This is a genomic window from Budvicia aquatica DSM 5075 = ATCC 35567 (assembly GCF_000427805.1).
GTDB lineage: Bacteria > Pseudomonadota > Gammaproteobacteria > Enterobacterales > Enterobacteriaceae > Budvicia > Budvicia aquatica.
The window spans coordinates 27167-48823 of the sequence record NZ_ATYS01000023.1 but is presented as its reverse complement, the minus strand read 5'-3'; the positions used below and the strand labels follow the sequence as shown (position 1 = coordinate 48823).

The 21657-nt window shown below is 42.2% G+C and carries 16 protein-coding genes; 13 read left to right on the top strand and 3 right to left on the bottom strand.

Annotated elements, in window-relative coordinates; all coding sequences use genetic code 11:
* Position 1: 1 nt before the first annotated feature.
* From YWE_RS0110570 to YWE_RS0110560, 3 genes are all read right to left on the bottom strand, one after another.
* A complete protein-coding gene (locus YWE_RS0110570; RefSeq protein ID WP_029094503.1) occupies positions 2–577 on the bottom strand; it encodes a hypothetical protein in 576 nt (191 codons plus the stop codon).
* Positions 578–867: 290 nt separating this feature from the next.
* Positions 868–2718, bottom strand: a complete 1851-nt coding sequence (locus tag YWE_RS0110565) for a 3'-5' exonuclease (protein ID WP_029094502.1) — start codon at positions 2716–2718, stop codon at positions 868–870.
* Positions 2719–3385: 667 nt separating this feature from the next.
* Positions 3386–3904 (bottom strand): Hcp family type VI secretion system effector, encoded by a 519-nt coding sequence (locus YWE_RS0110560; protein WP_029094501.1) that lies wholly within the window; start codon positions 3902–3904, stop codon positions 3386–3388.
* A 359-nt stretch (positions 3905–4263) separates the two neighbouring features.
* Between YWE_RS0110560 and tssB the strand changes: the two genes are divergently transcribed.
* Genes tssB through tssM form a run of 13 tightly spaced genes read left to right on the top strand, consistent with a single transcriptional unit; the run spans position 4264 to position 21642 of the window.
* The gene (tssB, locus tag YWE_RS0110555; protein ID WP_029094500.1) at positions 4264–4767 is read left to right on the top strand and encodes a type VI secretion system contractile sheath small subunit; all 504 of its coding nucleotides are present in this window, start codon (positions 4264–4266) and stop codon (positions 4765–4767) included.
* 45 nt (positions 4768–4812) lie between these two features.
* Positions 4813–6300 carry a type VI secretion system contractile sheath large subunit gene (gene tssC / locus YWE_RS0110550; RefSeq protein WP_036015715.1) on the top strand — a complete coding sequence of 496 codons (1488 nt, stop codon included), beginning with the start codon at positions 4813–4815 and terminating at the stop codon, positions 6298–6300.
* A gap of 14 nt (positions 6301–6314) precedes the next feature.
* Positions 6315–6746 (top strand): type VI secretion system baseplate subunit TssE, encoded by a 432-nt coding sequence (gene tssE / locus YWE_RS0110545; protein ID WP_029094498.1) that lies wholly within the window; start codon positions 6315–6317, stop codon positions 6744–6746.
* Between the two features lie 8 nt (positions 6747–6754).
* Positions 6755–8515 carry a type VI secretion system baseplate subunit TssF gene (tssF, locus tag YWE_RS0110540; protein WP_029094497.1) on the top strand — a complete coding sequence of 587 codons (1761 nt, stop codon included), beginning with the start codon at positions 6755–6757 and terminating at the stop codon, positions 8513–8515.
* Positions 8479–9465, top strand: coding sequence for a type VI secretion system baseplate subunit TssG (tssG, locus tag YWE_RS0110535; protein ID WP_029094496.1), 987 nt, complete (start codon positions 8479–8481; stop codon positions 9463–9465). The genes tssF and tssG overlap by 37 nt, the downstream gene beginning before the upstream one ends.
* A gap of 4 nt (positions 9466–9469) precedes the next feature.
* Entirely contained in the window at positions 9470–10750 is a 1281-nt protein-coding gene (tagH, locus tag YWE_RS0110530) for a type VI secretion system-associated FHA domain protein TagH (RefSeq protein WP_029094495.1), read from the top strand.
* On the top strand, positions 10743–11279 hold the full coding sequence (tssJ, locus tag YWE_RS0110525; protein WP_029094494.1) for a type VI secretion system lipoprotein TssJ: 537 nt from the start codon (positions 10743–10745) through the stop codon (positions 11277–11279). Before tagH ends, tssJ begins: the two co-directional genes overlap by 8 nt.
* The gene (tssK, locus tag YWE_RS0110520) at positions 11279–12622 is read left to right on the top strand and encodes a type VI secretion system baseplate subunit TssK (protein ID WP_029094493.1); all 1344 of its coding nucleotides are present in this window, start codon (positions 11279–11281) and stop codon (positions 12620–12622) included. Before tssJ ends, tssK begins: the two co-directional genes overlap by 1 nt.
* Positions 12622–13347, top strand: a complete 726-nt coding sequence (gene icmH / locus YWE_RS0110515; RefSeq protein WP_036015711.1) for a type IVB secretion system protein IcmH/DotU — start codon at positions 12622–12624, stop codon at positions 13345–13347. Before tssK ends, icmH begins: the two co-directional genes overlap by 1 nt.
* A 13-nt stretch (positions 13348–13360) precedes the next feature.
* Entirely contained in the window at positions 13361–16006 is a 2646-nt protein-coding gene (gene tssH, locus YWE_RS0110510; protein ID WP_029094491.1) for a type VI secretion system ATPase TssH, read from the top strand.
* A 29-nt stretch (positions 16007–16035) separates the two neighbouring features.
* Positions 16036–16698 carry a type VI secretion system-associated protein VasI gene (vasI, locus tag YWE_RS0110505; protein WP_051323288.1) on the top strand — a complete coding sequence of 221 codons (663 nt, stop codon included), beginning with the start codon at positions 16036–16038 and terminating at the stop codon, positions 16696–16698.
* Positions 16699–16713: 15 nt separating this feature from the next.
* Entirely contained in the window at positions 16714–18099 is a 1386-nt protein-coding gene (gene tssA / locus YWE_RS0110500; protein ID WP_029094489.1) for a type VI secretion system protein TssA, read from the top strand.
* A gap of 18 nt (positions 18100–18117) precedes the next feature.
* Entirely contained in the window at positions 18118–21642 is a 3525-nt protein-coding gene (gene tssM / locus YWE_RS0110495) for a type VI secretion system membrane subunit TssM (protein ID WP_036015708.1), read from the top strand.
* Positions 21643–21657 lie beyond the last annotated feature (15 nt).

Sequence of the window (21657 nt, the reverse complement as noted above, 5' to 3'; positions counted from 1 at the left end):
CTTAATGATATAAGCGGGTCAATTGCTGTCGATTAGAGGCCATAACCAGAGGTAACAGCAGCAAAGAAGTGGGCACGGCAATAATCATTCCCATAATCCAAATAGTGGCACATAAGCTACGCACATTATTAGACCAGTTTGATGAATAGCCCATCACCATTAGCGCCGTTCCCAGCACCACGGTAGCAATGGAAACGCGGTATACTATTTCGACGGTTCCTTCATTGACATTTAAAGAGCTTAGGGCTAATAAAAGGTAAATCACTGCCAAAATAATACCGGGAGCAAAATTAGGTTTTTCTTGCCCCAGTTTGTATTGCTTAATCACCTCAGTCAAAGCCTGTCGGTCTTCTCCGGCAAACAATAAATCAACCCATCCGCCACGCGAATTTTGAACAAAAAGCACTTTCTTGCCTTTTTTAATCATGGCCGATGAAGCGTCTGACTTCACAACGACTGAGCCACCCTTTTTCCAGACGATCTCTAAATCACTAATGCGTTCAGAGAGTGACAGGAAAAGCTGCTCGACAAATTCTGAATCAAAACGCTTTTTAAATAAAAATTTTAAGAACCACATAGAAACCTTCAACCAAAATAGTCATTCTGCCAGTCCATCAATAAGGTGATTAAGACTAAATAACAGGCGTGTGTAAAGTGATTTGTTCCTGAAATTATTTCCACTAAATTACGCTACTGCCCCATAAGTGAAATGTCATGCGAGAGGCTGACTAGTATATAGGCCCATTTTCACGGGATACCCCGGTATCGGTGAAGACACATACATTTGTTTATTCCACCGAGCTCAATTCAAGCAAGACAAAAAAACAAACAGATTAGTCTAGTTGAACCTTGATGAAGTGAATATCGCTAACAACCACAATTACTGAATGAATTTTCCAGACTTGTACTAAGCTCATTATTTTTATGCCAGGTCACCAGCAACCGCTGAGTTGCACGCGTAAATCCGACATATAAGCGGCGAGCTTCATCTGCTAAATCACTGCTATCATTAAGGATATGACTACTATCGATAATTGCGACTGAATGAAACTCTAATCCTTTGCTACTGGGTAAGGGAAAAATACCCACGCAGTCATCTGAAGGATTATACCGTTTTTTATCATATGCAGTAAAAAAGTGACGGTGAGGAATATCAGTATCAGCCAGTGCTTTTTCAAGGTATTTACCGACGCTGTTAGAAGGGCAAAGAATAGCCATATCCCGCCAACAAACGCCCTCGGAATACTCGTGTTTTATCCATGATATAAGATAGGAGACTTCTTTAGATAACGATTCAAATGACTTTAATTCGGGGGCCACACCTTGTATTCCCGCCGCCTCTGGTGGCATAAATGCCGTATGCATATCATCACGTGAATCAAAATATTGCTGTGCAAAGCGATAGGAGAATCCGAGGATCTCTTTAGTATTACGGTAATTCAGTCGTAATACAGATGTGCGCCCCTGGGCTTGAATACCCACACTGGCTAGAGAGAATCCTAATGCGCCACGTTTTCTATAAATAGATTGGGCGTCATCATACATGAAAAGAAGTGCATTCGTTTTTGTATCCACCATTTGAGTAACTAGCGCTAACCAGGCAGAATCAAAATCATGTCCCTCGTCAATCAAAAGTGCACCGTATTGCTCCTTAGGTATCTTACCTTCTTTCACTGCATCTATAACGGCCTCTACATGTTGCTCCCAAGGATTGCTCTCCAAAGCATCAACCTTAACATTATATTGTTGGCATTGATCTTTGCACCATCCATGAAAATGAAATACTTGTACCCGATTATCCAGCCCTCGCTCAGCAATTTGACATTTTAATCGAGCCGCTAACGTCGTATTGTAGCAAAGGACTAAAATAGGAGAGGCCAACACTTCGGCAAGATACAGACATCGGTACAGTAATATCAGTGTTTTGCCTGAACCTGCAACGCCGTGAATTACTCGATGCCCTTCCCCCAAACTGCGGGACAGTAATTCTTGTTGAATATCCATGATTCGGATGATGTCCGGTGCTGATTGATAAGAGCCCTTGCCCACATCTGTCTCATCAGTATGGAATAAATCAGCCTGAGTATGAGTAATGCGAATTTCAGGAAAGAGATGCCAACGAATACGGTCACGTTGGACTGACGTGAGTGCCGTTTTAAATTGATAGGGAAATAGCGCCCAAAGCGCCTGATTAAATGATTCATGGCTGACAGAGTCAGTAATTTCATCACTGCAAATAACTAAATGAGGAGGAAGAAGGTTAACTTGCTCGTCGATAGGTATGGCGTTATTTAACTGTTTACGTGTGATATGGCTAAAAAAGACCCCATAACCATAGGCGATGCACAGACTCCCTTTATAGCGGTCATCCTGTTGTAATAATTGCCTGTCGGTCTTGAGCTGATTTATCACGGTATAGCTACACTGACGAACTTGCTCAATCGGATTAACTAAGGTGGCACGGCCATATTCCACTCGAGTTTTGTCTATCTTATGTAAGTTCTCAATTCGCCAATCTTTCACTTCTAAGAATAGTAATCCACGTTCCGGGTTCAGAATAATAAAGTCTGGGTAACGTTGTTGTTGTTGACCGACAGGAATGTCGTACCAACATAGACAGTTATTATCGAGAGAGGCTTCGAGTCGCTTGGCCAAGCGGCGTTCTCCGGGCATCATTTTTTCAGTACAACTGTTTAGCGCAGGGATAAGCTCAGCCATTTAGTTCCTATGAGGTTAATTATAAAAACACGTAGATAGCTATATTTAATTAAGCTCATATCCGACTCGTTTAGTTAACAAGATGGACTCGTGTATGTCATAAGCCTGAAAATGCATAAGTATAAAATCGCCAACGATGCGGAGCATGGATGGGAGAACGAAATACATAGCTATATCATTATTTATATCGTTATATTAACGCAATAAATTATAGTTACAGTTAAAATCATCACCCTAACCACATTAAAACTTAGTGGAGGTAATTTCACCATTAATCAACCTGATTAATTATTTCAAACAAGCCTTACTAAAGAAATTAACGATAAATATCCAACCATCCCCAGTAAACCAGATAAATCTCACAATAATGACAATGAAATAACAAGCGAAGAAATATTACAGCAGAAAATAGTGCCTCGATGCTGCATTTTATTCGTTGTAGGATAAAAACAGGCTACCCCGTTAGAAACATCAATACCTTGATCATTAAAATACATGTATTAATTACCAAGGTATAAAGTATTACGAGGTTACTTTTTTCTTAGTCCGTTTTAATCTATTTCTCTCGACATTAATCATTCTTTATGCTTCTAAAGTAATAGCTATATTATGAATTAATAACATAGCTATTAATCCGCCCTCGACGAAGGCGGGCGGATTATAATTATTATGACTCGAGTGGAGCTCTCCAATCATCAGAACCAGAAGTTCCAGCGACGGTGTGTTCCCAAACAATTTTACGATATGCCAGAGATACGGCCATTAATTGAGTAAACTCTTTTTGAGTCGGTTCCTGACAGTGAGGCATGTGCAGATTAATATCGACAATAGTCGCGTCTTCCAGCGATGTAGTAAAGAAATGCTCTTGTTTACCTTCGATCGAAGTACGGTACCATTTCAATTGAACCTTAGGCAGCATCTCACCTGAAGCCAGCGCATTATAAAGCAGTGGAACGGCTTTATTTAAAGCAACAGTGAAAATAAAAGGTTTATGCGCCCGTTGGCCAGATGGTTGTCCTGATTGTGGGTCTGTAGGTACGGTAACGTTGTGCAGAAATTCTTGCACTAACATTTCATCCTCATGACCTTCCACAAAAATATTACCAACAGACTCAGCGGTAAAAGCTCCAGCGGTAATATTACCCTGAGTTTTCCCTTCGATTGAAATATAACATGGGGTTGGCATTCAGTTCTCTCCTTAAAACTTCATTATTAAATCAGCCAATATCAAATAGGCCAATATGGTTAGAAATACTCTATCGGCAATCTATATTTTCAAAATATAAATGCCGTCATTATAACCCTGTCTATTAATGAATACAGCTCGTAATAATGACAGGTTTTTTAAAAAATCATAAATATGTCGTTCCTTTTAGGAAACGAGTAATATCTTCTAGATTACACTAAAAATTTGTGATAATTATTATGTCCTAAGATAAATGCGTATGTATATGCCACCCTCACTGTTTCCATAATCGGGTGGCCTTTTGTTGTATGTTTTCTAAATATCTTTGTCGGAAATGAATGTAATAAAAGGACTGTCCTATGAGTGGTAATAAAAGCGTAAGTGTTGCACCAAAAGAACGAATTAATATCAAGTTCAAACCAGCGACCGGCGGTCAGGTAGCTGAAAAAGAATTACCATTGAATATGGTGGTCATTGGCGATCATAAAGGCAGAACAGAAGAAACTTCGATTGAAGATAGGCCTGCAATTTCTATTGATAAGAACAACTTTAATGACGTTATGGAAAAATCAGAAATCAGCCTGACTTTAGCCGTGCCGAATACGCTCAAAGAAGACGCAGAAGAAGATCTTACTGTCAAACTGAATATCAAAAACTTGCAGGACTTTTCACCAGATAATATCGCAAAACAAGTTCCTGAATTGCAATCACTTCTTGAACTTAGAGAGGCCTTAGTCGCATTAAAAGGTCCATTGGGAAATATCAAAGGGTTCCGTGAGCAAATTGCGAACGTATTAAAAGATGAAAAAGCTCGGCAGAAAATTCTTGAAGAACTAGCTGCTTATAAGCCAGAACACGAGTAACCCCGCCAGAATGACTATATGTTGCTGACAGAGAAAGGAATTTGTATGTCTCAATCTCAAGTAAAAGATCGTAGTTTAGAAGCCCAATCGACTTCCCATAATCCAAGTGTTTTAGAACAGATAATGGCAAAATCTCGCATTGAGCCATCCGATGAAGGCTATGAAGTTGCTAAACAAGGCGTCGCCATGTTTATCACTAATATGCTGGAAAGTGGGAACACCGAAGAACCAGTTAATAAAATTCTGGTTGATCAAATGATCGCTGAGTTAGATAAAACTTTATCTACACAGATGGATGCCATTTTGCACAATGAACAACTTCAGCAAATTGAAAGTGCATGGCGTGGTATCAAGCTCTTAGTGGATCGCACTGATTTTCGCGAAAATATCAAAATCAATCTTATTCACGCTACAAAAGAAGAGCTTCTTGAAGATTTTGAATATGCCCCAGAAATTGTTCAAACAGGCTATTACAAACATATCTATTCCAATACCTATGGCCAGTTTGGTGGCGAGCCCGTTGGTGTGGTTTTAGGTAACTATGCATATACAGCCAGTGCTCCAGACCTGAAGTTAATGAAATATGTCAGCGCAGTTGGCGCGATGGCCCACGCGCCATTTATTTCAGCCGTTTCACCGAAATTCTTCGGTATCGATAGCTATACCGAGCTTTCTTCAATTAAAGAATTGAGCTCAATTTTTGAGAGCCCTGTATACACAAAATGGCGTGCACTACGAGAAAGTGAGGACGCTCGCTATTTAGGTTTAGTGGCTGGCCGTTATCTAGCCCGACTCCCCTACTCACATACAGATAATCCGATTAAATCTTTCAACTACACAGAAGATGTTGATACCAACCACGAAAACTTCTTGTGGGCTAACACTGCATTTACTATGGGTACTCGGATTACTGATTCTTTCGCGAAATATCGCTGGTGTCCAAATATTATCGGACCACAGAGCGGAGGAGCGGTAGAAGATCTACCTGTTCACCTATATGAATCATTGGGTGAAATTCAGCCAAAAATTCCGACAGAGACCCTAATCACCGATCGCCGTGAGTTTGAATTAGCTGAACAAGGTTTCATTGCATTAACTATGCGTAAGGGGAGTGATAACGCAGCATTCTTTTCTGCAAATTCAGTGCAAATTCCTAAACGCTTTCCTAATACTCCGGAAGGCAAGCAGGCTGAAACTAACTATAAGTTAGGCACTCAACTCCCCTATATGTTTATTATCAACCGTCTTGCTCACTATATTAAAGTCTTACAACGTGAACAGTTGGGCTCTTGGAAAGAGCGCGGTGACTTGGAACGTGAGCTCAATACCTGGTTAAAACAATACATTGCCGATCAAGAAAATCCACCAGCAGAAGTGCGCAGCCGCCGGCCATTGCGTGCGGCTCAAATAACCGTATCTGATGTTGAAGGCGATCCGGGCTGGTATCAAGTCTCCGTATCAGTTCGCCCGCATTTTAAATACATGGGTGCAAATTTTGAACTGTCGCTGGTTGGACGTTTGGACAAAGATTAGGAAGTGTAAATACCATGGCCGCGTTATTAAGATGGTCTAAAGACTCTAAACGGAGTCTATTCGAAAGAGTTCGGGCTAAAGCAAACAGAGATGATTATAGCGTATCTACGGATCCATTATTGTCGATAAAGCTTAACCTGACTCGAATTCTTAATACGCGGCCTGGTAGTAGCCAAAGTACCAAAGAAATAGGCGTTATTGATCTAAATGACGCCACGCAAACAAGTACAGAGCTAAACATCACTATTTGCAAGTCCATAAAGGACTGCATTGAAAAATTTGAACCTCGCATATCGACTGCGACAGTAACACCAAGGGTCAATAATCATGACCCTCTTACCATGCTTTTTGATATTACGGCAACAATACAAAATGAGCAGGGTTCGACGAACGTTGAATTTCAACTTCGCCTTGATAATGAACGGCATTATTTATTAGATATTTGAAGGACTTTATGCCATTACAGCAACAATTTCAGGATGAAATGACATTCATCAAATCAGCAATTCATGATTTTGCTGATATGAATCCTCAATTATCTCAATTTCTCATAGAAGAAGGGCAAGACCCTGACGTTGAACGTATGCTCGATGGACTGGCATATATGACGGCAACCTTAAAGGCAAAGCTCAAACAAGATTTCCCAAATTTGTCTCAAGACTTGATCCAGTTGCTATGGCCAAATTATCTACGCCCGGTGCCCAGCATAACCATTATGAATGCGACGTCATTAAGCGATCGGATAAACTTCATACCTAAAGGAACCCAAGTCACAACGTCTACATCAGATCAACCTGCTTGTATATTTCAGATATGCCGAGACTTAATCGTAACTCCGGCAAAGCTAGAATCAAGTCAGATCGTTCGAGAGTCTTCTGATTCACTATTATTGACCTTCTCATTTAATCACTCATCAGAACCATTGGATTTAGAACAATACAGTTTTTATCTTGGGCAAGATCCTTATATCGGCTCACAGCTATATATGATGCTCACTAACTACGTCACCTCTGCTTCGGTTGTTATCAACGATGTTGAGCTGCCTTTGGAAACACCAAAGTTTAACCTGGTCGGGTTCGAACGTTCCGACGCCATGATCCCATATCCCGAGAATACCAATACCGGTAATCGACTCTTGCAAGAGTATTTTTGTTTTAATGAAGGTTTTCTTTTTTTACGCATCACCCATGAAAACAAAAATATTTTTCCAAAATCTTTAAAATATTCCACATTCAGCCTCAAGGTGAATTTTAGTCGCTCGTTTCCACCATCACTAAAGCTTCGCAACGATAGCGTTCAGATTAACTGTGTTCCTGCGATAAATCTCTTTCATCATGATGGCGAGCCGATCATTCTTCATGGCAGAAAATCACAATATCCTATTGTCGCTAGCTATCAGTATCCCGAAGATTACGATATTTTTTCAGTCGAACATGTTGAAAGCTGTAATCGTCGCTCAACTACCAATGGCAATCAGCATCAATATACCTACGTCCCGTTTAACAGTTTTAAACACCAGATACAACGAGAAAAAGGCTATCAAAGGCTCTATTACCAATCAAAACAGACACAACACATTAAAAATAAAAAAATCACCCATTGGCTATCGTTTGTCAGAGGTGATGAAGAGCTTTGGCAGAATAAGGATGAAATCATCTCATTACGGCTGATGTGTACCAACAGAGATATGCCCGCTCAACTTCATATTGGTGAGATATCTCATATTACTGATAAGGGACTTGCAGACGTAATCAAAGTGCAAAACATCACTCGTCCAACAATGCAACTATCACCAATATTAGACAGCACTTTGTACTGGAAGGCCATTTCTAATCTGGCGCAAAATTACATGTCTTTGCTAGATACTGAAGTACTTAAACAGATGCTAATGGGCTATAACTTCCCGGCTCAACATAATCGTCAATCTGAAAAAAATGCGATTAAGCAACTTAGCGGTATCCAAAAAATGGAGACCAAGCCCTCAGAGAGAAGATTACCCGATGGATTGATGGTTCGGGGCTTTGAAACATCTATTTTTATAAAGCAATCGACGTTCAATTCTGAAGGTGAGATGTATTTATTCGGTACCGTGTTATCACAATTTTTTTCACAAGTAGCCGCATTAAATTCTTACCATTTATTAACAATGATAAACATGGATAATCAGGAGCGATACACATGGCCAATGAAAATCGGTCAGCACTCGCTGATATAGTTCCTGAGAAATATAATTTTTATCAGCTCCTGGAGTTAATTTATAAAAATGAAGGGAAGCAAGATTACCTGGATAAAGAACTTTCTCCAGACGATGAACTGATTTGTTTTTCTGCCAGTGGTTCACTGGCTTTTCCTCATTCCGATCTTACATCACTTTATCAAAACGACGACGGCCGCTTCCATCTCGCCATAAACTTTCTTGGTTTACAGGGAAGCCAATCTCCCCTGCCCGGTTTTTATCTGGAACCTTTAGCCTGGGAGTATTCACAAGATGAGGCGGGACTAAATAATTTTTTGGATCTATTTAACCATCGAGATGTCACGTTACTTCATCGGATTTGGCGAAAATATCGATACTACATTTCGTTCAAAGATCGGGGGAATGACCCCTTTTCTCAAAGAATGTTTGCCTTGGTTGGTCTAGAGAAGGCAGCTATCCGAGGAACGTTAAACGTTAATCATACAAAAATGCTGGCCTATGCAGGAATGCTTTCAGGCACATCTCGCTCACAAGAAGTCTTGAGCGGTATCATCGCTCATTGCTTTGACCTATCCGATGTCAACATCAACCCTCTGCAACCACGGATAGTTCCAATTCCAGAGGATCAACAAACAAATTTAGGCATATCTAATTCACAACTCGGTGATACGTTTGTTATCGGTGACTATTTACACGATTGCAGCAGTAAATTTACGCTTTGCCTAGGTAACCTTTCGATTAAACGCTATCTATCATTTCTACCGACTGGTGATAACTACCAGCCTTTAAAAAATTTCGTTTCTTTCATTCTGCGCGACCAGTTTGCTTTTGATATCACACTATCTCTGGCATCCGATCAAATAACAACAATGAATTTAAGCGACGACGTCTCTTGTCTCTTGGGTTGGACCTCGTTTATTGGTGAAGTACCAGTCAACCCAAACGTAACTATTTGTGTGCGGGAATAATCACATGGAAAAGAATCAGCATACCCTATTGCTTAAAGTCACCAATCCACAACTGATGCAAAGTGGGAAGAAGAGTGAACACTATTTTTCAATAAACGGTGGAACAATTGGCAGTGCCGCAACCAATGACTGGATTTTGCAAGATATAAATCTCAACATTGCCGAATCACAAGTTCATCTTGATTACCAAGATGGTGCATTTTTTATCTCCTTAGCGGGTGGTAAAGCCATATTTATTAATGGTTCAGAAGTTAGTTCTCTCCATCAACGTATCAAATTACAACATGGTGATAAAGCGCAAATCGGTAAACTTAATGTCAACATTCAGACTGGTTCAAATCCAGAGGCCTTTATCGATATATTAAGTACGCAACCAACGGATATTATTCATCACAGCGATAAGCCACTGGAAGAACTATTAAGAAGCCATCCCAAAACTCAATCACATCACTCAGTTGAAGATACCCAAGATAATGTAATCATTGATCCGCTTAAAGCGATTGATGCCGATTCATTAAGTGTAATCAGCCAATTTCATAACAATACACCCTCTTTACCGGAATCTTCAACTCAACCAGAACTTTATGACTATAACCTCAAACAAGAAACCTCAGGGCTAAATACCGGTTTTCTGAATATTAAAACCAATAGAAATAATGGCGATAATAACTTACACAATAACCGCTTATCTCCCGAGATGTATCTTGCTGTCGCGCCTCTTTTACGCGGGCTTGGCGTGAGCCTTGATATTGAGAATACCGATGAAGCAAACATCATCCTTGAAGAGCTAGGGCAAACAATTCGTGCATCAATTGAAGGATTACTTAAGCTTCAGCAATCTAAAAGCATTCTAAATCATAAAAATCTTCGCGCTATTGAAGATAACCCGCTGCGCTTAAATCAAACCTATGAAGACACTATCTCTAGTTTATTCTCCTCTAAAGCATGTTCAGTGCACTTATCCGCTCCCACGGCGGTCGCTGAAAGCTTAGACAACATTCAGCTCCACAATCAGGCAAGCCATACGGCAACTCAATATGCCCTCTCAGCCATACTTGATGTATTTTCTCCTGAACAATTACTTAGCCGATTCACAAGTTACAGACATGGGCGTAATCGTCAGGAGATGGATGACAACTGGAGTTGGCAAATGTTTTGCAGCTACTACCAAGAGCTCTCTTCTAACCGCCAAACCGGATTTGAAAAGCTGTTCTGGGAACACTATGAACAAGAATATGACAAACAGATCCGTAAGCTAAATCTGGAGCGTGAAAATCATGCCTAGTATCCACCGCTATCTGTTACCACTGTTTTTCATGGTGGTGGTAGCGTTATTAACTGGTTGTGAAACAACACAAAAGATTGTGGAAGTGATTAAAGATCCGAATGTTCCGGTGGGTTATCCATCGAAAAATCCTACGGAGATTTCACTGACGCTGGTATCAGAGCCCGATTTGAATCCTAACCAAAGCGGTGAACCAACGCCAATAGAACTTCAGGTTGTTTATCTCAATGATGACTCTAAGTTTTCATCCATTGATTATGACCAAATATTAAATGACGGGCCTGAAAAAGCATTGGGCAAAAATTATGTTAACCATCAGGACTACAGCCTGTTACCAGGCCAGTTTAAATCACTGCCGCCCATAAAGCTCGATGCTGAAACTCGCTTCATCGGTATTATCGCCCACTACTCCTATATTGATGATTCGCAGTGGTACGACATTATCGACGTCGAAAGCGTGGGTAAAAAAGAAAACATAATGATCCATGCGCGTGCCGATCGAGTTGAAATTAGAAAGGAAGATAAATAATGGGAACGCAAAGTAATGTTGTCTGGTTAAACGGAGCCATTGGCCCTCAACACTTTCAGCAACAGCAAAGATATCATGAATACCTGTCTAGCCATCTGCTCAACATGTTGAATTGCTATTTTTATGGTTTTAGCCATTTAGAAATAAACCGGGAATACTTGCGTTTAGGTCGAATTGGTCTCTCTTCTGCTGAAGGAACTATGCCGGATGGGACCTTATTTGAACTCCCTTATCAAGATAAGTCTCCTGACCCATTAGATATTATTCAAATAAATGACGCATCTAGCCGAATTATTTATCTTGCTTTGCCTATTCGTAACTTTTCCATAGCAAATATTGACACGGCCCAAGAGTTAAAAACGGGTAGCACACGTTTTGTTCAGGGTAGTAATGATGTCCGGGATGTATTTGGCCGTAATGGAAGCGTCAACACAATCCCTGTCTCGATGCTAGCCCCTAAACTTATTCAAGGTTCAGAAGATCTTAGCGCCTATACAACGCTGCCTGTTTGCTGCATCAAAGAGCGAAACCCAGACGGTACACTCATACTTGATGAAACGTTTATTCCAACGTGCAATTCACTCATCACTGTACCTTACTTATATGATTTTCTTAGTGAAGTTTCTGGCTTAATTACTGAACGAGCTAAACAGCTATCAAGTCGTATTAGTGCTCCCGGTCAGCAAGGTGTTGCAGATGTTGCCGAGTTCATGATGCTTCAGCTATTTAATCGTATGCAGCCTATATTTATCCATTTGGCAAAACGTAGCGCCATTCATCCTGAAGATTTATACCGCCAGCTAGTCTCACTGTGTGGTGAACTGATGACGTTTACCGATGAATCCCGCGTTGCCCCAATATTCGCTCATTATGACCATGACAATTTGTCATTAACCTTCCATGAGTTAATGATGATAACTCGCCGTGCACTCAGCATTGTCTTAACGCCAAGAGCGGTCTCAATTCAGTTGACCAAAAGATCGCACGGTATTTCTGACGGCGTTATTCATGATAAACAACTGCTGGCAACTTCAGATTTCATCATTGCGGTAAAAGCTCGTGTACCGCAAGACCAACTGTTCCGCCAATTTGTTCAACAAACTAAAATTTCATCACCAAATAAAATTCGCGATTTGGTCAGCGTACAAATACAGGGTGTACCACTAATTCCATTGAATGCAGCACCGGCACAACTGCCACACCATTCAGGCTACACCTATTTCCAACTGGATACTCAAGCTCCTGCATGGGCTGACATAGTGACTAATAGTGCTATTGCATTCCATGTATCAGGTAATTTTCCTGAGCTAGATATGCAGTTTTGGGCAATCAGGGGCAAATAATGACGAATAAAAATATGAATCAGCATGCCTTTACCCTGCGAGGAAATAGTGTAAATCCTATGATTGATGCTGCCACTCCGCTATTAGGTATGGTGCAACGACTTCGAGATATTACTCATCTTGATAATGCAGAATCTCTATACCGCCAAGTCGTCAACGATATGGGGGCGATTGAGCAAATATTACAATCCCAAGGGTATGAAAATAGTCAAATAGTCTCATTCCGCTACATTCTTTGTACTTTTATTGATGAAGTTGCCATGCAACACCCTTGGGATAATCAAAATACGTGGGGCAACCAATCTCTATTAGTTAAATTTCATAATGAAGCCTGGGGAGGAGAACGCGCTTATTTATTATTGGAGCGCCTTCAAGCTGAACCAAAAAGATATAAAGACTTACTGGAATTCATTTACATCTGTTTCTGTTTAGGATTTCGCGGTCGTTACAAAGTGATTGAAGGAAACAGTGAAGAATTTAACCGAATTTTCCGTCGTTTGCATGATCAGATAATAGCTTTAAAAGAAGATAGTGATGCCGGCGGAACCTTACTTCATCAAGGCAGGGCAAATACAAGTAAATACTCTCTTAGTAATCGCCTTTCCATTAAGCGTATGTCTGTCTGGTTGGCTGCTGGCCTATGCGTGGTATACGTGTTTTATCAATTTAAGCTGCACAGCCAAAGCATGGACATTCTTGCGCAACTGAACAAGTTATTGCACTAATAAGGACTTTAAGATGATCAGAATAGACATCCCTAAACTGGTTGCCCGGTTTAACCCTATCAGTAAACAAATTTTAGAAACCACGGCATCCACTTGTGTTGGTCAACAAGAGTCCGAAATTACCGTTGCCCATTATTTACTTGAATGTCTGAATACCCCGTTATGCGATATGCGAGTTATTTTCGACAAGGCTAATCTGAGCTACGACGCAATAAAAAACAGTCTTGAAAATTGTGCTTATCAGCAAGGTAAACGCGATGATACCCCCGCATTCTCCCCCCTGTTGATTGAGTGGTTCAAAGATGCACTTTTACTCGCAACGGCGGAACTTAATCAATCAAGTATTCGAACCGGCGCTCTGCTCTTGGCTCTTTTGGACAACCCGGCTCGCTATCTGTCGGCAGAGATTGCTAAGCAGTTGCAGGTCATCAACGTTGAACTGGTCAAAAATCAGTTCACCATCTGGACCCAAGGTTCAGCTGAAAATGAAAGCGCATCCGAAGACTTAGAAAATAGTAAATACCCAACCAGTACTGATTCATCTCTACTGAACCGTTATGCCACGAATATTACGGCTCAAGCCAGAAACGGAAAACTGGATCCGGTGCTTTGTCGAGATGAGGAAATTGATCTGATGATCGACATTCTCTGTCGTCGTCGTAAAAATAATCCGATTGTCGTTGGTGAGGCAGGTGTCGGTAAAAGCGCCCTCATTGAGGGATTGGCACTGCGGATTATTAACGGTGAGGTTCCCGATAAATTACGAGGTACTGAACTGATGAATCTTGACTTGGGGGCTTTACAGGCTGGGGCATCTGTCAAAGGAGAGTTTGAGAAACGCTTTAAAGGCGTGATGGCTGAGGTTATGGAGTCGCCTACCCCCATTATTCTATTTATTGATGAAGCGCATACCGTAATCGGTGCAGGAAATAATGCGGGTGGCCTTGATATTTCTAATCTGCTTAAGCCAGCGCTTGCCAGAGGGGAGCTTAAAACTATTGCGGCAACGACCTGGAGTGAATACAAAAAATACTTTGAAAAAGATGCCGCCTTATCCCGACGCTTTCAGTTAGTCAAAGTTAATGAACCTAATGCGCGAGAAGCTATCATCATCATGCGTGGCCTACGCCATATTTATGAGAAATCACATAATGTTCTGATCGATGATGATGCACTTCAGGCGGCGGCATTGCTCAGTGACCGCTATTTATCTGGCCGCCAACTACCGGATAAAGCCATCGACGTTCTGGATACCGCCTGCGCTCGGGTAGCCATTAACTTAACCTCGCCACCTCGTCAGATTTCGGCCTTAAAAAACAAACTCCATCAGTTACAGGCAGAATCAATCCTGCTCGAACGGGAGCATCGTCTGGGACTCAATGACTTCTCAGAAAGATTAGCCACTCTGGAGACTATGCAAGGTGATGCTCAATCAGAATTAGCGCAAATTGATACTCAATGGCAGCAGCAGCAAGCATTGGTACACCAAATCATCGCCCTGCGTTCCGAACTATTAACGCAAACTGATGCTCAGCATTCAGTTGCGACTACCGAAAATCCGCTTGTCTTACCTGAACAGGTCAATGGACAGCCCGTAATACTGGCTAAGCTCACACTATTAACCGATGAATTAAGCGCGTTACAGAAACAGGATATTCTGGTATCACCGCATGTAAACAAAACCCAGATCGCCAGCGTAATTGCTGAATGGACTGGCGTCCCCTTAAATCAGATATCGCAGGATGAGCTGAAAGTAGTAACTCAGCTTCCAACTTATCTGAATAAATCAATTAAAGGCCAAGATCTCGCGATAGCGCACTTACATCGGCATCTGTTAACTTCAAGGGCAGATCTTCGCAGACCTGGCCGTCCGCTGGGTGCATTTCTGCTTGTGGGCCCTTCAGGGGTGGGTAAGACAGAAACCGTGTTACAAATTGCAGACCTGCTGTTTGGTGGCCGCCAGTACTTGACCACGATTAATATGTCTGAATTTCAGGAGAAGCATACCGTCTCTCGCTTAATAGGCTCGCCACCGGGCTATATTGGCTACGGTGAAGGCGGGGTGTTAACCGAAGCTATTCGCCAGAAACCTTACTCTGTTGTATTACTTGATGAGGTTGAAAAAGCGCATCCGGATGTGCTTAACCTGTTCTATCAAGCATTCGATAAAGGTGAACTTGCTGATGGTGAAGGTCGCATAATCGACTGTAAGAATATCGTATTCTTTTTAACATCCAACCTCGGTTATCAGACCATCGTAGACTACGCCGATTCGCCGAACACCATTATTGATCATCTGTATCAAGAACTGGCTGACTTCTTTAAGCCCGCCCTTTTAGCCAGAATGGAAGTCATCCCTTACTTACCTCTGTCTTCGGATACCTTGAAATCTATTATCACCGATAAGTTATTGCGTCTGGATAAAGTATTGCGCCAACGCTTCAGCGCCGAAGTAGTTTTCGCTGACGATGTAGCCAATGAAATTTTATCCCGTTCAACGCGTACTGAAAACGGTGCCCGTATGCTGGAATCAATCATTGATGGAGCACTCTTACCCCCGGTATCGCTGCTTCTGCTCAATAAACTATCTGCCGGTGAACCTATTTCCACCATCAATTTCACCGTTGTAAATAACCAATTTATTGCCGAGGTAGAGTAATTCATGGTGATTAAGAAGGAACTATACGGATGAAAATCACATCGGGTAGTTTGATCATTATACTAATGAGCCTGTGGGGAAGTTTGGCATTAGCGGCACCTGATGATGCCGCCAAACTCAAGTTATTGACTGAGTGTGCAAACGACCCTTCAGCTTTTGGTCGCCTTGATTGTTATGACCAAATTCTTCGTCCGGAAGTGCTCGTTCAACAGACTACAGCAACCAGCATTAAGCACGTACCAGCATGGGATTGGGCCTATGAGCTGGAAAAAAATCGCACCAGCACCAATGAAACAGCGTTTTTATCCAGCAACAGCGGTGGTGATAATCCAAAGGTATTGATAACGACACCCGCACTTGGTCGCCAACCTCCTCGTCCGATCTTGTTATTTAGCTGTGTCGACAACATCACTCGGATACAAGTGATATTGGTTGACCCTATCCGCTCTGGTAGCAACAACATAACGCTAAAAACTAACCACGGTGCCATCAAAACACAGTGGTTTATTCGTGATAATGGTTATGTCTTTGAAGGCAGCCGAGGCTTACCGGGCATACAAGAGATTCAACAACTTATTAATGCAGAAAAGCTAACGTTAGAATCTGACGATCCGGTTTTGGACGGACTGGTCTTTAATTTATCGACTTTACCCCAAGCTATCGCGCCTCTGCGATCGGCTTGTCATTGGTAATATGGCAGGATGTGAATGGAATTTAAAAATCATCATTTGCGAAAAGCAATACTGAGTGACGTTGATGATGTCACCTGTGCCGCTAAAGATGGCGACTCTGACTGGGAATATATTGATGCCAGGATTGCTGAGTTGGGTACCATTGGCCACGGCAATGTCGATATTGGAAAAATTCAGGAACACGCGATCCTTTTGTTAGAAAAGACAAAAGATATGCGCGTCGTAACTCATTTGTTACGCACCCTCCAGCATGGAAAAAAACCACATGATATTGCTTTAGCCTTTTCTCTACTCGCAGATTATATTGAAAAATACTGGGTTAGTAGCGCACCGCCACAGAAATTAAAATTACGCTTATTTAAACAAATTATTCAGCGGTTCTTACAGGCTAAACCTCTTTTTATTTCAGAATCTACGGTGATTGAACGTGAGATTGCGTCGTTGCAACTACAGCGAATATACAACTACTTCACAGTCAATCATCTGCCTATAGATGACGACTTTAACCAAACGATCCAAGGCTATGCGTTAATAGCCACGGAAAACATTACCGCTGACACCCTGCCTGCCATAGATCAGTCAATACCAGACAGTAATAGCATACTGACTGAGGCCCAGTTATCCAACGTAACAAGCCCCGTGATGCCTCAGGTAAATATCAATCAGCACACCGATCAGGACTGGAAACGAACGCTTATTAAAGTTTCAGAAATTCTGTTTGAACGCTCGCCCGGAGAACCTATTGCCTTTCAACTTCGTCGCCATGCTATTTTCAGCACGCTTTCTGAACCCATTAACCGTAACGGTATTACCGAGTTACCGCCACAAAATGCCGACAGAGTGGCTGAGTACAAATCACTGGCAAAACCGACCCACGAACAATGGCTCAAGCTTGAGAATAGCCTGACGGTAATGCCGTGGTGGCTTGAAGGGCATTATATTTCAGCGCAATTTGCTACCCGACTCGGCTTTTCTGCTACGGCGGACGCGATTAAATTATCACTTCAGCAATTTATTGTTCAATTACCGGCAATAAGCGCACTGTGCTTTAACGACAAATCACGCTTAGTTACCACAGAAATGGAAATGTGGCTACGGCAAAACGAGTCAGAGGCTTTAAACCAAACCTCTGATACCGATGCCGAACTCTTTGAATGCCTTAAGACACAGGGATACGAAGAGGCCTTAAGAAAGCTCAATACCCAACCTCCTGGACAAGAAATGCGCCAACAATATCATCAACAAAAACTCAGTGCCCAACTGTTATCTAAAGCTGGGTTTGGCGTACTCGCGGCTCAGCAGGCTCAAAGCCTGCTCAACGGCAGCAAACATCTGTCAATTGAGCAGTGGGAGCCATCTTTCTTTGCCGCTCTTAGCGCATTGACCGCCTCCTCTCGCTAATCGGAATAGGAATCCAAAATGAAAATGCCTGCAAAATTTCCAATATTTCGATTAGTGAAGCCACGGTTACCCAATGTCAGATCGTCAGTCACCTTAATGATTGCCGCATTCATCGTACTGTCACTAATTTGGCTATGGGTATGGGGTTCTGAATGGAAGATAGGAGACTACGCGCCGTTTGCCAGCATCACTAAACGCTTACTGATTACCGCAGTTTATGCGCTCACCGTGGGTATTTGGGTTGTTTGGCTAATGGTACAAAAAATTCGCCAATACGAAAAAGCTCGCCAAGAAACTAAAGAAGAGATCAAAGATCCGGTTAGCACTCATGTTCTCTTGCAGCAACGCTATCTACAACATTGGTTAATTAAGCTACAACGCCATTTTAAGCAGTCTCGCTCTGCTGTTTATCAGGTTCCTTGGTATCTAATGTTAGGTGATAAAGGCAGTGGTAAAACAACGCTGTTAAACGAAAGCATCAAATTAACCCGTCTGTATGAGGTAGAGGAAACCGATGACACCGATGAACACCTCTATCTTGAGTGTTTATTAAGCGACAGAGCTGCAATTTTTGACGTTCGCGGTGAATTAATCAATCAAAATGACAGTCCTGAGGATAAACCTAAACTTTATAGCCGCCTGTGGACCTCTCTATTGGAGTGGTTGGCCACGGAACGCACCCGTCAACCACTGAACGGAATTATTCTTACGATTGATATTCATAAGTTTATTCTTTCAAGCAAGCAACAACGTGAAACCTATATTGCCACCTTGAACCAACGGCTTACGGATATTGTGAACACCCGTCAAAATCGAGTGCCGCTCTACCTAATTTTTACCAAGCTCGATCTATTTTATGGTTTTGAATCCATCTACCAGTCGTTGAGCAAAGAAGAGCGCGATACCATCTTAGGCGTCACGTTCACTCTTAACGATGAACAAAGTTGGGAAGCTGAATTAGCCCGATTCTGGCAAAATTGGATACAGCGTATTAATTCAGCAATGCCTGATATGATGCTGAATAACGTTGACAGCCATCAACGTAGCTCGCTTTTTACTTTCAGCCGCCAAATGGTAGGAATGGAAGAGTTTGCAAAAAATCTGATTGAGTCTTTATTATTTAATATCGACAAAAATAGCCTGTTGCTTAGAGGGCTTTACCTCACGTCATCCACACAAAAAGGCCAGATGGATGACCTATTCGTCAAATCTGCAGCGGCACAGTACCAACTCAGCCGCCAGCCCTATCCGACCTGGCAAACTGCTCAAACAGTGCCATATTTTACACGTAATCTATTTTCACAAGTGCTGTTTTCTGAGCCAAATCTAGCCGGTGAAAATGAACACTATACCCGGTTAGCCCGGCGCCGAATGACGATATTTGGTAGCGGCGCCGCCTTACTTACCCTATGCCTTATCGGCAGTTGGCAGTATTACTATATTCAAAACTATCGTGCCGGCGAAGATGTCCTAAAACAGGCTAAAGCGTTTATGGAGATCGAACAGTCCACAGGCAAAGATTTGTACGGCAATTTGCAGTTACCGTTACTCAATCCATTAAGTGAAGCTATGTTTGCGTACGGAAACTACCATGACCGTAACCGATTTATTGCCGACTTTGGGCTTTATCAGGGCTACAATATCGGTCCTAATATCGAAAAAACATACCTGCGATTGTTACAAGAAAAATATCTGCCGGCCATCATGGACGGCTTATTTACCGAACTGAACGCCGCCCCTAAAGAGAGTGAGCAGAAGTTAGGTATTCTACGTATTATCCGTATGATTGAAGATGAATCCGGCCGCAACAATGCATTGGTTTTAAGCTACATGCAAAATCGCTGGAGTAATGAGTTTAAAGGGCAGCGAGCACTACAAGACCAACTCTATGATCATCTTGGATACGCGATGGATCACGTTCAGTGGTACCAGTCTCGCCAAAATGGCAATGCCGGCGCATTAGAGGCGTTCTCACCCTATAAGACACCGATAAAAGAAGCGCAGAAAGAGCTCAGTAAGCTATCGATTTACCAGCGGGTCTATCAGAATTTACGCATCAAAGCGAGCGATGTACTACCAAACGATCTCAACTTAAAAACACAGATCGGCAGCAGCTTTGATACGATATTCGTAGCCAATAATGAAAAGCTATTGAATATACCAAAATTCTTAACTCACTCAGGGTTGCTCAACTATTTTCTGAAACAAAACGACCATCTGATTGAATTAACCTCCATGGACAGTTGGGTGCTGAATATCACGCAAAACGTTGAATATAGCGATGCCGATCGGGCTGAAATCAAAAGACAGATCAGTGAGTTATATGTCAGTGATTATGTCAGTACTTGGCATGGTGCCGTCGCTAATCTCAGTATCAAACAGTTTTCTGATATACCAGAGGCTATCTCTGCACTGGAAAATGTTATCGGTGGTGAGCAACCGCTAAAAAAAGCGCTGATAGCACTGCAAGAAAATACTCAGGGAATGAATCCGCCGACAGAAAAAGAGCTGGCTACCGCGACGGTATCAGCTAAAGACCGCCTGATGATCAACCGTATTCACCGGGAGTTTACTAAAGAAACGTCGGTTTTAGATGAAACCAATAATCAGGAAAGCGCCATTCAAAATGCGACGCAAAAGCTCGGGGATCTACACCGATATCTGTTAGCAATACAGAATTCGCCGTCTCCGGGTAAGGCTGCTCTTAAAGCCGTTCAGCTACGTCTGAATAATAACGGTAGCGATCCTATTTTTGAGGTCCAGCAGTTAGCTAAAACATTACCTGAGCCGCTTGGTCGCTGGCTCAATGAGCTCGCCACTCAAGTATGGGATGTCGTGGTGAGGGAGGCAATTCAATCCCTTGAAGTTGAATGGAACGAAAAGGTAGTGAGCGAATATAAGCTTAATCTGGCTGGCCGTTACCCATTTAGCAAAGAATCGATGAAAGATGTCCCTCTGAGTGAATTTGACCGTTTCTTTAAACCAGGTGGAACGGTTGACAGCTTCTATCAGGAAAACCTGAAAGTATTTGTTGAAAACAACCTGCTTCAGGGCGCTGATAATCAGTCACTGATCCGGAGTGATGTTCTAAACCAGTTAAAAAATATTGAGAAGATCCGCAGAACTTTCTTCAACCCGCAAAATGGCTTAGGTATTCAATATGCTATTGAACCCGTAGAGATGTCGGGCAACAAACGACGCAGCGTACTCAATCTTGACGGCCAACTGCTGGAATACAGTCATGGCCGTGGCAATAAAGTTCGCATGATCTGGCCCAATACCATGCGTGATAACGTTGAAAGCCGTATCACCTTAATGTCCAGTGCCAGCCTAACGCAACGTGGTATTTCACGCAGCGGTATATGGGCCCAGCTCAGATTATTAGATGCAGGACAGCTGTCAAACATCACCGAAAATACTTTCGATGTTCGCTATACCGTCGATGGCGGGTACATGGTGTACAGAGTCTATGTCGACAGTGCAGACAATCCGTTTGCCGGAGGGCTTTTCAGCCAATTCCGTTTATCTGAAACACTTTACTAATTGCAGCCCCGGCGC